The organism is Ursidibacter maritimus (genome assembly GCF_009761395.1).
GTDB lineage: Bacteria > Pseudomonadota > Gammaproteobacteria > Enterobacterales > Pasteurellaceae > Ursidibacter > Ursidibacter maritimus.
Map to the genome: position 1 here is coordinate 1 of NZ_LEKN01000013.1, position 13483 is coordinate 13483.

The 13483-nt window shown below is 33.4% G+C and carries 13 protein-coding genes, 1 tRNA gene and 1 pseudogene; 5 read left to right on the plus strand and 10 right to left on the minus strand.

The genetic code is table 11. The features are described from left to right. Positions 1-702 precede the first annotated feature (702 nt). Together tenpIN and A1D26_RS03075 are read left to right on the plus strand one after the other, a co-directional pair. The gene (gene tenpIN / locus A1D26_RS03070; RefSeq protein ID WP_157402628.1) at positions 703-1179 is read left to right on the plus strand and encodes a type III toxin-antitoxin system TenpIN family toxin; all 477 of its coding nucleotides are present in this window, start codon (positions 703-705) and stop codon (positions 1177-1179) included. Between the two features lie 270 nt (positions 1180-1449). After that, positions 1450-2313: a hypothetical protein gene (locus A1D26_RS03075; protein WP_157402629.1), complete on the plus strand. Its 864-nt coding sequence runs from the start codon at positions 1450-1452 to the stop codon at positions 2311-2313. Positions 2314-2624: 311 nt separating this feature from the next. On the opposite strand, the gene A1D26_RS03080 is transcribed toward A1D26_RS03075, so the two are convergent. The 4 genes from A1D26_RS03080 to A1D26_RS03095 form a co-directional block, all read right to left on the minus strand. Beyond that, on the minus strand, positions 2625-4547 hold the full coding sequence (locus tag A1D26_RS03080) for a hypothetical protein (RefSeq protein WP_157402630.1): 1923 nt from the start codon (positions 4545-4547) through the stop codon (positions 2625-2627). A 226-nt stretch (positions 4548-4773) separates the two neighbouring features. Continuing rightward, a complete protein-coding gene (locus A1D26_RS03085) occupies positions 4774-5631 on the minus strand; it encodes a metallophosphoesterase (RefSeq protein WP_157402631.1) in 858 nt (285 codons plus the stop codon). Positions 5632-5702: 71 nt separating this feature from the next. Then, positions 5703-6029: a hypothetical protein gene (locus A1D26_RS03090; protein ID WP_157402632.1), complete on the minus strand. Its 327-nt coding sequence runs from the start codon at positions 6027-6029 to the stop codon at positions 5703-5705. Positions 6030-6091: 62 nt separating this feature from the next. Continuing rightward, positions 6092-6667: a hypothetical protein gene (locus A1D26_RS03095; RefSeq protein WP_157402633.1), complete on the minus strand. Its 576-nt coding sequence runs from the start codon at positions 6665-6667 to the stop codon at positions 6092-6094. Between the two features lie 120 nt (positions 6668-6787). On the opposite strand from A1D26_RS03095, the gene A1D26_RS03100 reads away from it, so the two are divergent. After that, positions 6788-7726 (plus strand): hypothetical protein, encoded by a 939-nt coding sequence (locus A1D26_RS03100; RefSeq protein ID WP_157402634.1) that lies wholly within the window; start codon positions 6788-6790, stop codon positions 7724-7726. A 25-nt stretch (positions 7727-7751) separates the two neighbouring features. Here A1D26_RS03100 and A1D26_RS03105 read toward each other — a convergent pair. Next, a pseudogene (locus tag A1D26_RS03105) lies at positions 7752-8163 on the minus strand (transposase). A gap of 187 nt (positions 8164-8350) precedes the next feature. After that, the gene (locus A1D26_RS03110; protein WP_157402635.1) at positions 8351-8611 is read right to left on the minus strand and encodes a hypothetical protein; all 261 of its coding nucleotides are present in this window, start codon (positions 8609-8611) and stop codon (positions 8351-8353) included. 265 nt (positions 8612-8876) lie between these two features. On the opposite strand from A1D26_RS03110, the gene A1D26_RS03115 reads away from it, so the two are divergent. After that, positions 8877-9044: a helix-turn-helix transcriptional regulator gene (locus A1D26_RS03115; RefSeq protein WP_157402636.1), complete on the plus strand. Its 168-nt coding sequence runs from the start codon at positions 8877-8879 to the stop codon at positions 9042-9044. A gap of 11 nt (positions 9045-9055) precedes the next feature. Then, entirely contained in the window at positions 9056-9619 is a 564-nt protein-coding gene (locus A1D26_RS03120; RefSeq protein WP_232516793.1) for an ArsR family transcriptional regulator, read from the plus strand. Between the two features lie 348 nt (positions 9620-9967). On the opposite strand, the gene A1D26_RS03125 is transcribed toward A1D26_RS03120, so the two are convergent. From A1D26_RS03125 to modB, 4 genes are all read right to left on the minus strand, one after another. Further along, positions 9968-11188 (minus strand): integrase arm-type DNA-binding domain-containing protein, encoded by a 1221-nt coding sequence (locus A1D26_RS03125; protein WP_157402637.1) that lies wholly within the window; start codon positions 11186-11188, stop codon positions 9968-9970. Between the two features lie 330 nt (positions 11189-11518). Then, positions 11519-11595, minus strand: a tRNA-Ile gene (locus A1D26_RS03130). Positions 11596-11725: 130 nt separating this feature from the next. Beyond that, positions 11726-12781, minus strand: a complete 1056-nt coding sequence (gene modC, locus A1D26_RS03135) for a molybdenum ABC transporter ATP-binding protein ModC (RefSeq protein WP_157402638.1) — start codon at positions 12779-12781, stop codon at positions 11726-11728. An 8-nt stretch (positions 12782-12789) separates the two neighbouring features. After that, positions 12790-13476 (minus strand): molybdate ABC transporter permease subunit, encoded by a 687-nt coding sequence (gene modB / locus A1D26_RS03140; RefSeq protein ID WP_157402639.1) that lies wholly within the window; start codon positions 13474-13476, stop codon positions 12790-12792. Positions 13477-13483: the final 7 nt, after the last annotated feature.

Below are 13483 nucleotides of genomic sequence, written 5' to 3' on the forward strand. Positions count from 1 at the left end.
CAATCCCGCAACGCCTGCAAACCTTGCTCCGCTACATTCGGAAATTGTTTCGCTAACGTCCATGTCTGGTTATTATTCAACTTAGACTCAATATTGTTGATTGGGTAGGAAAAGGGGAGAATTGATACAATACCAAACTATAATCAGGAACAAGGCACTCAACATAGCACAGTATAAGCTTTTATATATATAAGTCGCTATGATAATTAATTAAAGTTGAGTATTGGTATTCACGTTTTAACTGATGAAATTTTTCTCTTTATATAATTTAACGTATTGTTTTAGTAAAGAGCTTGCTCTCGGTTTGGATTATCTAAGAAAAATGTTTCTTTTAGTTTTTAAGCTTCATACTTTTATGATAAGATCAACGCAGAAATAGCGTTATGTAAAAAAAAGATGTTTAAACACCGCTTAGACCTGTAGGCAGTTGATTTCGGAGTAGTTAAAAGACTTTCAGAAAAAGGTTTTAAACGATTAAAAAAGTAAAAGCTTTACGTCATAAAAAATGTAAAAACGCTTGAAAAATTACAACCTAACTCATATAATATAGTCGTGGTGGTAGGGTTGCCCCACTTTAAAAAAAGAAAGCCCGTTTGAAGTCCTGTGGTGGTAGGTTCGCCCCACTTTAAAAACAGAAAGACCGTTTGAATTATGCCCATTCTAATTCCGTTAGAATGGGCTTCGTTTTAGGTAAATCACATAATGAACACAGCTCGTTTCTTTCAACTATCAGATTTGTTTTATTCAGATTACCCAGCCAATGAATTTAATCAAATTTTAGACCCTAAAAAGAACGGTCGTGGATATTATGGTGTAACGATCATAGAACTTTATAATCTAAAATTCGCAATTCCTTTACATTCAAACATAAATGTAAAAAAAGGATATAAACTAAGAGAAGATAAAGATACTGGACAAATATCGGGTTTAGACTTTGAAAAGGCTGTTATTCTTAGAAAAGATGAATATATTGGTTCTGATTATGAAGTCAAACCTAGCAAGGATTATTCGACTGTAAATAAAAATAAAAACCAAATCAATAAAAAGTTTAAGAAATATATTACCGAATATATAGAAGCAATTGAAAAAAACGATCAAAATATAATTAGACAAAGATATAGAAATACTACATTGATCTATTTTCACGACTTGCTAATTCCTCTTAATACAAAACAATAAGATCAATTAAACAACTTATCCCTGTTATTTTGTTATCTTTATAACAAGATAACATTTTTACTGTTTTACTTCCAAGAATACCTCTAAAATTCCCCTTGACTTCACATTTAATATCGGTTAAAATTCACTCGATTTAAGGCTTAAAGCTTTTTAAAGACTTAAAAACTTAAAGACTTAAAGACTTAAAGACTTAAAGCTTTAAAGAATTTAAAAAGCTTTAAAAGCTTTACATATTTTAGTTAAACATTGTACAAGTAAGGAGTACAGAATATGAAAATGAAATTAAACAAAATTGTGGTATTGACATTGTTAGGAGTGGGTGTGCTTGGCTTTGGTGGGAATGCTGTGGCGGGGAAGTATGAAATTACTGAACAACAAATTCAAGAAGCAGAGAAAAAATATGTTTCAGAGTATCCAAAAAATAAACATATCCAACATGCTGGCACTGATTGGTATTTCGAACATCGTTACGGAACTCCAGACAAAGAACGACAGGAACTGTGGTTAGAATTTGTAAAATCTGACGAGAAATACAAACCAAAAATAAAAGAATGGCTCTCTCAAAAAATCTCTCAAGAAAAACTCAAACAAGCTCTCAAACTAACATCTCCTCTCAATAAAAACACTAGCAAAACTCTCTCTCAAGACGAAATCCAAGCTCTCAAAACCGAAACTCAAGTTCTCCGCCAACAATTCGCCAATTACCTCAATTACCACAGCAATGGTTTTGAACCAAAAAAACTTTATCAAGATAAATTCCGTTTTCTATACAACCGCTCAAAAGATTTAATTATTTTAATAATTGGCAACAAAGTAAAAGACAAAGAACTATTAGAGATGACACTAGAGTATCGTAAAGCTCTTGAAGAAGAATTTTTAGAAGAAAATAAAAAAGCAAAAAATGGGTACTGGGGTGTTCTAAAAGCAGCAGTGCACGATTCATACCAAGTATTTATTCAAGCAGAAAAAGAGGGGAAAGCGATTCACAGAATGCCTGAACACAAGGAAGCAGTGAAAGAATTAGGTGAGCGTGATGATGTGAAGAAGTTTGATATTATTGAAGAAGATTACAAGAGATTAAATACAGCTTTAGAGCAACATATTTACCTACTAGATGTTAAAGTGGTAAATTAAGTATAGCTCTCATAAATTTAAAGCCCTGTATAGTTGTATAGCTATATAGTTACAAAACAGGGCTTTTTTTGTTTTTTAGTTTCACCTTTATGGAAGTGAGACTCCAGTTTTTTAGTTCCACCTTTATGGGAGCGAGACCCCAGTTTTTAAAACTCTATTTAAGGTATCAATAATTATCTCTACCTTTATTAAAAGAGTAAAAAATATTTGAGATAAAGTCAAGTTTCAGTTTAAAAAAAGACAAATAACAAAAAATGTTATTCGTCTTTTAGATTATATATTTTTCAAATCTTCACTTTATACACAGTCAACTAAACTTCTATTCCTTTACTAGCATTCACATTATTTGCTTTCTCCTGCTCCATACGCATTTTCTCTTCCTGAGTCATGTTTAGTTCTTCGCGTCTTAAAATAAGTTTCTGCTCTTCAATACTCGCTGTTGTATTCTTTTCATTCAATGCTCGTGGAGAGTGGTCTGTAGTACGATTAGGCTCAACTTTATCAGCAAAATAACTTTCAGTTTCTTTTTTTATATTTTCATCTTGTTCTTCTTTTGTTTTCTTCATTTGAAAAGTTGGAGTCTTTTTCACTGAAGCTATTGATGAAACTAACGATGCTTGCGAATCAGGCTTGCCTTTATTTTCTGGGGCGAGTTCTTGAATAGGTTCGGCATTAGAAGCTTTAGAAGCTTTGGAAGCTTTGGTGTTAGCAATAAATGAACTCACATCATTATTAGTTTGATGAGCTTGATTTTGTAATGATGAATTTTGCATAACAGCATTCAAAATAACCTTACCCTCACCATAATCAACAGATTCAGTATTCATTTCTTGCTGTTGATTAAAATCTTTATTGTTTGCTTTAAGAAAATCAACCGCTTGCTGTTCAGTATATCCAGAGTTCATTAATATTTTTTTTGTCTTATCATCATTTTGAAGAAACATCGCATGAAGCACGTTTTGTTTTTCCCCAGAAGATAAATTTTCAGTTAATTTATTAAACTCGTTTAAGTCTTTTGTTTTTAATAAAGAATCGATTTGATCTTTACAGTCAAATGGGATAGTTCCATCCTTATTCATAGAATCAACTAAAGATTGAACTAAATGCTTCGAAACTACAGGCTTATCACCATTGGAACCAAAAATAGAACTTGCGATTTTAGATTTATCACGAAGTTGTTCTTTTGTTATAGTATCATGAGTTTGTTTACTGGCTACTGCTTGAGCATTCTCATCCGAAATATTAGGATGAACCCGTTTAACTTCATCTATCGTCTTTTGATAAGCCCCCTTAGCTTCTTCCATTATTTCGTCTCGATTTTTTTTAATTCCTTGTTCTAAATATTTTTTTTCCAAATTATTAGCCGATCTCACCACAGCATCATTTTGATGATAAGCTGCATCTAACACTGCTACAGCAAAATAGGTTGCTTGTTGCGAAGCAGGTTTATCAACTCCCAAAGCTTGTTGAATAACTTGTTTTTCATCTTGAGAAGAAACTCCACTTACCTCCACAACTTTCTTATTATCTCCTACCTCGTAAGCAGGATTACTGCCTTGCCTCGTTTGGGAAAGTATATTGTTAGCGGCATTTGCTACAACTGTACTTTTATCTTGTTCCTCAAAACCGCCTTTGGTCTCCATAGCAGTTAACAAAGTAATAGCATCATTTCTTGTAATATCATTCGTCAACTCCCCCTTATCATTATACAACCGCTTATCAATAAACTCGGGCGTTAAATCATCCAACCTCATCTCCCTATCCAAGAAAGACAATCTCACCATCAATGTATTGATATTATTATCGAAGTACAACCCACCACCAAAGCTGTTAAAGCTGTTAGCACTACCCAGACTGACTCCCATACCCCCTACAACATTTCGGGCTAAATTCGCATTTCGAGCCTCACGAGCATCACGATTTTCTCTTTCTTCCGCATAATATTGTAATATCGCCATACGCTCACGCTGCATATCCGCTTTAGCCGACCAATCCCGCAACGCCTGCAAGCCTTGCTCCGCCACAGTCGGAAATTGTTTCGCTAACGTCCAAGTTTGATTATTATTCAACTTAGACTCAATATTGTTCACAATATCAACAAAACGCTGGTCGCCTTTGTTTTTCAAAACACGCAACAATTCGGACGCATCATGTAACAAGGATATATCCTGTGTATTGATTAACTCAGCAATATTTTTGGTGATATAACTCGCTTTTTCTTTATTTAATGCCATATTTTTAACGCTTTAAAAGAATAGGGATATTTATATTATAAGAAAAATGTTGGGGTTTATAAAAATTGAGGAGGTGGGAAGTGGGAAGTAAATAAAACAAAAAACTAAGCCAACAAATAAAGCGGGCTTAGTTTCCTTAATTTTTTACAATATTGTTAAAATGGATTTTCAGTCACCATCAGACCTATGGAATGGGTTTTCAGTCTCCATCCGACCTACATCAATATTATAAAACATCAAACAAAAACACTCCAACAACCAAAATCAAAACAAATAACATCCCCCAAACAAACATCGATGGAAAACGAGATTTGTCAATAATATAAGGCATAGGATAAGTATAAGGCTTGTTTTTTGTATTATCTACTTTTAATAAAGTTAAGTTATGAGTATTAAAAACGCCTGTATCAAGATAAAAGCGATTGCCTTTCAACACAGGACTCTGTAAAGGCGTGTGCCCATGCACAAAATAATTCGCTCCTTTGATAACCGTATAATCTTCTGAAAAGACTCTACTTCGATTAAAGAGTATTTTATTTATACTCCTCATACCAAAATGTTTTACATCTTTTGAGTTGTAATAATTAAGCGGATAATCAGCATGACAGACTACAATTTTATGATGAGCAAAATTTAATTCGAGAACTAAAGGTATATCTGCAAATCTTTCGATTAATTTGACCGCTTGTTTTTGTTTATTTTTACTTAATCTCTCAAACCAGCTTCCACCTATTCTTTGTTGCCAAAATAAGTATTTAGACCCACCCAGTGTAACCCCAGCATAAGCCGCTTCGTCATGATTGCCGAGAACCATCTTAAACCAAGATTTATTAAGCAACTTTAAACAAGCTATGTTTTCAGTGCCTCTATCTATAATATCCCCTACACTAACAAGCAAGTCATTCTTGTAATCAAAATTAATCTCGTCTAAAAGCTTACGCAAATCACTATAACAGCCATGTATATCGCCTACAATATACACTTGACGATACTGCGTACAATCAAGCTGTTGTAAAAGCGACCTGTCTTTTAAGCTTTTAAAAAGCTTATCTTCTTTTGATAAAACGCCTTCTTTCTCTTTCACGAAATTGATTTAATTTTTATAAGGGATATTTTAATTTAAGCGTTGATAAAGCAAAATCAAAATTAAAAAGCTTAAAGCTTTTTAAGACCAATTGCGTTTTCAGCCCCTAAAGTTTTTTGATAACTATCGTATGACTCAAAACTATGTCTTAAAGCAGAATTTCGGTCGTAATCTCGCAACAAATCAACTGCCTTTTGTTGCTCTTTTTCCTGAAACTCAGCAAAAAACTCAATTAAGGCAACTTTTTTCGGGTTTGCCTCTACAAAATGCTCGATTCCTTCAGAAGACAACTTCAACAAATTCATCTGCTCTTTAAAAGATAACCCAAAATGCTTGTGGATATAATCCGTATCCACAAGACCTTTTTCATAATCTTGCCTAAATTCAGCTTGTTTCATTTTAACAAATTTGTTTTTTCGTCTCTTAAACTTCACTCGCTCTTTGTATTGCTGGTAACGTGCTAAGAATTGTCTTCTTTCTCGGATACTGTCTCGGAGGTGGTGTTGGGGGAGTGGTATAAGAATACTTCACAACAAGAGAGAGCAACCTCATCTTCAACTAATGCCTGATAAACTGCGAGTGTAGCTATTGCATCACTTTTGGATTTATTATCTAATTCGTAGTTTAAATCATAATATTTACACGCAGAACTCAGATCTTTTAAACAATATCCCCCTAATGAGTCAGACTCATTTATCATTTTTGAGAATACATCCATTAAATCAATAAACTTTATTTTATTTAGATATGTTTGTCCCTTTGAGAGAAATTTAACTAATAATTTAACTTGGGAACTCATGTCGTAGCCTATAATAACGCTGTTTCTTAAGATATTTCCTACTTCTAACGAAAGAATAAAATTATCTGCAGCATTTAAAGAATTAAAAATCCAATTTGAGCTATCACAAGTCACATATGGATTTATAAAAAATTCAAATACTATTTTTGAATTTTTATCAATAATTGTAATTTCTGAGATCTCAGCATCACTCCCTACAGCATTAGATTTAATGTTTATAAACAATGTATTACACATAAATATGCTTTTGTACTATTACTATTTATAACTTAAGTGTTTGTTATTGCTTTGTCAAAAAAAACGTATAAAATAATAAATCTTTTTTATTGTGTAATTGCTAATATCTAAGGAGATATTATGTTTAAAATTTCTTCTGAAATATCCCCAAAAACAAAAAAAAAGAAGAAGCTCCCAAAAGATAACATAAAAAATCACAGTCAATCAGCCCCCTTCTTCATTGATTTATATCATTATCTTGATGATCTATTTTTTTATAACGATAATTCTGAAGTGATAGATGGAGTACGATATAGTTTAGTTCAAACTGATGATAATGGATACGGATTCCAAATTAAGAACTTAGTTGATAACTTAGAACATATTTTTCAAAAACATTCTAGCGAATGCGATATATTAGCATTTAAGATATTAGGAAAAACTTTAAGAAAAGATCTAGATGAATGGGGAAAAAATAGAATAAATCAAGGTAAAAGATATGATAAAAACGACTATATTTACAATTTAAAAAATTACTTAAAAGAAAAAGGAGGAGTTGAATGGCTATCCTTACAAAATTTACATAAAAATAAAACTCATTTTCCTATAGTGTACCAAGATCAATGTTTATTTGATGATAGTAAAACATTCCCGCCACATCCAATACTAAAAGATATTTCTATAGCAGAAGCTATAGGAGCAATAGCAATGGATCTAATTAATGACATTTTTACACAAACACAAAGATATAATTCCCTAGAGGAATGCTCTAACCAATTTAATATAATTTATTCATTAATATCATCAGCCATACAGCATATGAACGATGATCTTAATCGTTTAAATAACGCCAAAAAAGAAGAACGTAGAAAAATTTGTAATAACGCTTGTGGTGCTAAGAAAGAAAAATATCACAAAATACTTGAAGAAGCACTACAAGAATATAAAAATGGTTGTAAAATGTCTATATCTAGCTTTGCAGCTAATTTCTATAAACGAATAATTAGTCAAGGGGGAGAATACCCTAAAAAAAGAACAATAGAAGTGTATATAGGAAAAAAGATAAAGGAGATGAAATAGATTAGCCCTAAATTTCACACCATTTTCACAGGATTCTTAACTGTTCTTTTGGTGTTCCAAAGTTAAAGCGAAATTCACTCACATCAAGAGCATCATAGCTACGATAAGTATCGGTATAAACCCAGATAGGCTTAATTTTCATTTTAATAACAGGGAGTAACATTTCTGTCTTAGTATTTTCAACAACTCCTGTAAAGGCCTTTCTCTGCCGTTTTAAGAGACCAAAAAACAGCGACTATTCCTGCAGCACCTCTCCCTCTTTTTCCTTTGCGGTGACCACCGCTCTCATATAACTCAATTTTTTCCTCAAAAATTTCATCAGCTTCAAGGGATAAATGGTAGTCAATGACTTGACGAATTTTGTGGTAAAACAGGATCGCAGAATTAGGCTGAATCCCGAGTATATTAGTGGCTGAACGAGCTGTTACTTCTAGCACAAAAAATTCAAGAAGTCTTTTCTATATAGATTTCTTTAGTTTACAATGGGTTATCTTCATTTTTATAGACAAACATAACTGCTAATCTACGTCAGCCCCAATATAAATAGAGATTAACAGGTATATAAGTAAGTTAGCTAATAATAGTTAGGATCTTAAGTAGATTAGTAGCTATCTATTTCAGTCTCTAATCTAATTCAGATAATAAACAATAAAATTCTGGTATTGATGGGCTAAGTGTTGAAGTAAATTTTACAACACTATCTCTTCGACCATTTTCAATAAAACGAATGTCAAGAAAAGAGAGATTGTAAACAAAATTTTGCCCTCTACCATTTGGTAAGGCATATTGTGAACCATCAATAATAAAATTTTTTTCTTCTTTAACTGCGATTAAAGCTAGCTCTAACATAATTTCTTGTTCAGTTCTCATTTTAAAATTTTTCATTTTTAAGTTTCCTTGTTTTTATTAAGTAACAACAGGATTACTCTGTTTGCCTCATTTAGCAAGTTTAGTTTTAATAAAAATAACTGAGTGCTGTCTATTTATACTGGTTAGATATGAATTTCTATCTTTATAAAAATAAAATCAAACAATAAAAATAATATACAGTTTGCATATGCAGACTGTATATTATATTACTTACAAGTGTGGCAATAGATTTTATTTGTGATTTAATATTTATATTCTTGTAGAAAAGAGGGAAAACCAAATGGGAAAAGAATTGTTGACTATACATGAAGTCACTGAAATCACAGGTCTATCAACAAGTACAATATATAAGTATATTAAATTAAAAAAATTTCCAGAGCCTAAGCGTATAGGTTCTCGAACTGTTCGCTGGCGTTTGTCTGACATACAAGATTTTATTAATTCATAGCGGTGGTGAAAATGAGAATTAAACACAAAAAATCAAATAAAAAAGAATTAAAAAATAAATTAAATGGCAACACATTTGTTCCTCTACGAACGGACTTAGTAAATAGCCCCAGTTTTATAACATTAAGTAATGCAGCTAAAGTTGTATTTATTCATATGTTGGGAAAATATAATGGGAAAAACAATGGAGATATATCAGCCCCCCAAAACAAAGCAAAATCACTATTTAACTTATCTCCTAGAGGATTAAAACTCGCTCTAGATACATTAATAGATAAGAATTTTATAGAAATTACCCGACAAGGTTCAAAAAACCGATGCTCTCTATATGCTTTAACTTGTTTTCCGATGAATAATATTAATAAACACGATATTTATCTCAAAGAAACACACAAACCTAGTGACAGGTGGAAATCTAATTTATCGTCCAAAGATATAACTAAGAATAAAGAAAATATTAATATCAATTCAAATGTCTTTTGTGAAAATTCATGTGAAATTACTCAAATTAAATATCATGATGATAAAAATTTAAATGATTCTCCTGAAATAAAAATAGATGCTGTTAAAGAATGATCTAATATTTATATTGATTAAGATATCACAAATAAGAGCATCTAAAATATCTGAAATTTATATCTTTCTGTAAGAATTAAAATAGATGCTATACCTATGGCATAATATATAAAGCTAATTACTCAGTATTGTTTAAAACACATAAAAAATAAGTTGACAGCATAACTGAGTAATTTACATTCAAGAGGTTTGCATAATAAATGATCTATTTAATATACTTTGTAATGTACCTCTCATCACTATGTAATTATCAGAAAATATAAAAATTCAACTTCTAGTCTTTCATAACAAATTTAGAGCATAATGAGGTGGATTTCACTAATCATTACAACATCTACCACATTCTATTTATAAGGTATTTGAGCATTTCTCAACATAGTCAGCCCATAACTGCATTACTCCTATACGTTGTTCTAAATAATCAGAGCGGTTATAGGCTTTTCGAGTTTGGTCTGCAATGATATGTGATAAGCACGCTTCAACCACATCATAATTAATTAGCTGTTCATTAAGATAAGTGCTAGCAATTGATCGTAAGCCGTGCCCTTTCAGAACGCCTTTATATTTACCGCCAGCAAGTTTTTTTATCGCACTATTGACAGTTTGTGGGTTCATTGCTTGCTGTGGTTTTGTTTCGCTCTGAAATACAAAACGGCTTTGCCCTGTGATCCGTTTCATTCGTTCAAGTAAGCTTATCGCTTGACGTGAAAGTGGTACTATATGCGAACGTTTACCACCTTTCATCTTCTCTGCTGGAATGGTCCACGTTTTCTTGTCAAAATCAATTTCGTGCCATTCAGCAGAAACGGCTTCTTTTGCTCGAACGATTGTCAGCAATTGCCATTTCACTAGCATTTTGACTTGTGCTGAATTATTACCATTGTTCAAATCTGACAAAAATTCGGGCAAGCGTTCAGGGCGGATTGTGGGCGTGTTTTCTGATGTATAAATCGCAAAGCTCGCTGAAACATTTACACACTTGTTAAATTCAATCAGCCCCATATTTACCGCAAAATTTAGCACTTCATTCAGCAACCTGATTACACGGTGTAATGTATCGCCCACACCACGTTCTTTTAACGGTTCAACCGCTTTAATAACCATTTGGGGGGTAATAGCGGAAATAGCCGTATTCCCCAATTTTTTGAAAAGATGGTTTTCCAATCTCGCCCAGTTTTTATCCATTGTTTTAGGTTGCACTTCAAGGGCTTTCTTTTCTCGCCATTTTTCCGCCACGAGTCGCAAGGTATTTTCACGCTTAAAGATTTCTTCATCGATTAAGGTTTTTCTGTGAATTTGTGGATCAACATCTTGAGCAAGCAACGCAAGATATTCATCACGAGTTTTTCGGGCTTGAGCTAAAGATACATCTGGATATTTACCTAGACTGATTTCAGTGCGTTTAGGCGGATTAGTGAAAGGTTTGTAGTAATTGAACCGCCATAATTTTGGCCCATTAGATTTTATTAGCAAAAAAAGTCCTTGCCCGTCCATTAGCTTATAATCCTTTTCTTTTCTTTTAGCTTTTTCTACTTCGGTGTTTGTAAGTGGTTTAGTTATACGTGGCATAAAATAACCTCATTTTTTAATAGAAAACTTTTACAAAATCACTTCTAAGGTATTTTGTTACTAGTTTGAGTCCGAATATTTCAAGCAAAAACATAACAGCTAAAGTTTTATCGAAGCCTTTTACTATAAGGCTTTTAAGATTTTTAGAAGTACCGATTTTGGGAATGTTTGTGAATGTACTACTAATTATACTCCTAAAAAATGTGGTTTGGAACATAAGAATATGTAAGACTACGGAAGATAACACAATGTAATAACTAATAAACTCCTTGTAGCACAAGGGTTTTTAATAAGAATACGGAAGAAAAAAGAAGAGTAGGGAATTTAAAATGGTCCCCCCTACCGGACTTGAACCAGTGACCAAGCGATTATGAGTCGCCTGCTCTAACCGACTGAGCTAAGGGGGGATAGATGAAATGCAAAGCGGACGAGATTATAAAGATAAAGTTGTGATAAATCTAGTTTTGTGAATTTACTTGCATAAAAAAGAGCCGAAAGTGTTACAAAATAGGGATAAATAGTTGGCGAATATTTCAATTAGATAGAAACAGATTTAATCTGCACATAAAGTTGTTGCCCTTCTGTTAATTGCATTTCTTCAAATGCCCATAGGCTGATGCTTGCCCAAATCTGTTGTTGTTCGATCTGAATTGCAACATCTAAGCGGTCAGATTGTGGCTCAATTTTGCAAATTGTGCCTTGTAGTACGTTTCGGATTGACGTTTTTTGTGGCTTTTGCAAGGCTAAAGAAACATCACGACTAGCGATCGTTATTCTTAACTTTTCACCAATTTGATAACGAGGTTGTTGATTGATCCATATTCTTTGCTCCCCAATAGCCAATCCTTGCATCTGATAAGCAGGTTGTAATTCAGCAATCGGTAATTCAAGCAAGCTCATTTTTTGTGTTTCAGGCTGCCAAGCGGAAAAAGCATCACTATGCCAAACCGTTGCAGTATCTGCATAAGCCATTACTTTTCCTTGATCTAACAGGAGGAGATGATCGGCTAAACGTACGACTTCATCTAGGCTATGGCTGACATATAGAATAGGAATTTCAAGCTGCTTGGCTAACTGGCCAAGATAATCCAGCAGTTCTTTTTTGCGTGGCAAATCTAATGCTGAAAGTGGTTCATCCATCAATAAAATATCTGGTTCTGATAATAAAGCACGCCCAATCGCTACTCTCTGCTTTTCTCCGCCAGATAAGCTATTAGGGAAACGTTGTAGCAAATGTTCAATACCTAATAATTTTACAATTTGTAAAAATTTTTGAGGATCCACCCGCTTGCTACCATATTTTAAATTGCCTTCCACACGATAATGCGGAAATAATCTAGGCTCTTGGAAAACATAACCGACTTTACGTTGTTCGGGAGGCAGATTTATTCGTTTCTGGCGATCAAACAAAATACGGTCGTTTAATATGATACTTCCGTTATCCGCTTTAGATAGACCTGCAACTAAGTTAATTATGCTTGATTTTCCAGCTCCTGAACGCCCAAATATAGCTGTTACGCCCTTTGCTGCGATAGTTACATTAACGCTTAAAGCTAATTCACCGAGTTGCTGTGTAATGTCGATCTTTAACATTTTTCCACCTATTTATATCGTTGTTGTCGCTGTGCTAACCATTCTGAACAAAATAGTGCAACTAATGAGATAACTATTGCCACTAAACATAAACGCGCGGCGGCAAATTCGCCGTCAGGGGTTTCAATAAACGTATAAAGTGCGGCTGGTATGGTTTGAGTTTCACTCGGGATATTGGAAACAAAGGTAATGGTTGCACCAAATTCGCCAAGAGAACGAGCAAAACCTAATACTGCCCCTGCAATAATCCCCGACAATGAAAGCGGTAAATTTAAGGTAAAAAAGACTTTTATCGGGCTTGCACCTAAGGTTCGAGCGGCTTGCTCTAACTTAGGGTCAATAGCTTCAAATGCTAATCGAATAGAACGAACCATCAGCGGAAATGCCATTATCATTGAGGCAAGTACAGCACCACGCCAAGAAAAGCTGAACGAAAAGTTAAACCATTCCCATAAATACTGCCCAATTGCCCCTTTTTTTGCCATTAGCACTAGCAGCAGATAGCCTATTACAACAGGGGGTAGCACCAAAGGTAAATGAATAATGCCATTCAATAAGTGCTTTCCCCAAAAATCTTTACGAGCAAGTAACCACGCAAATGCAATAGCAAAAGGTAATGCGAATAAGATAGCGATTGAGGCTATTTTTAAACTAAGGACAATCGCATTTAGTTCTTGTGGGGAAAAGTCAAACACAGGAAAT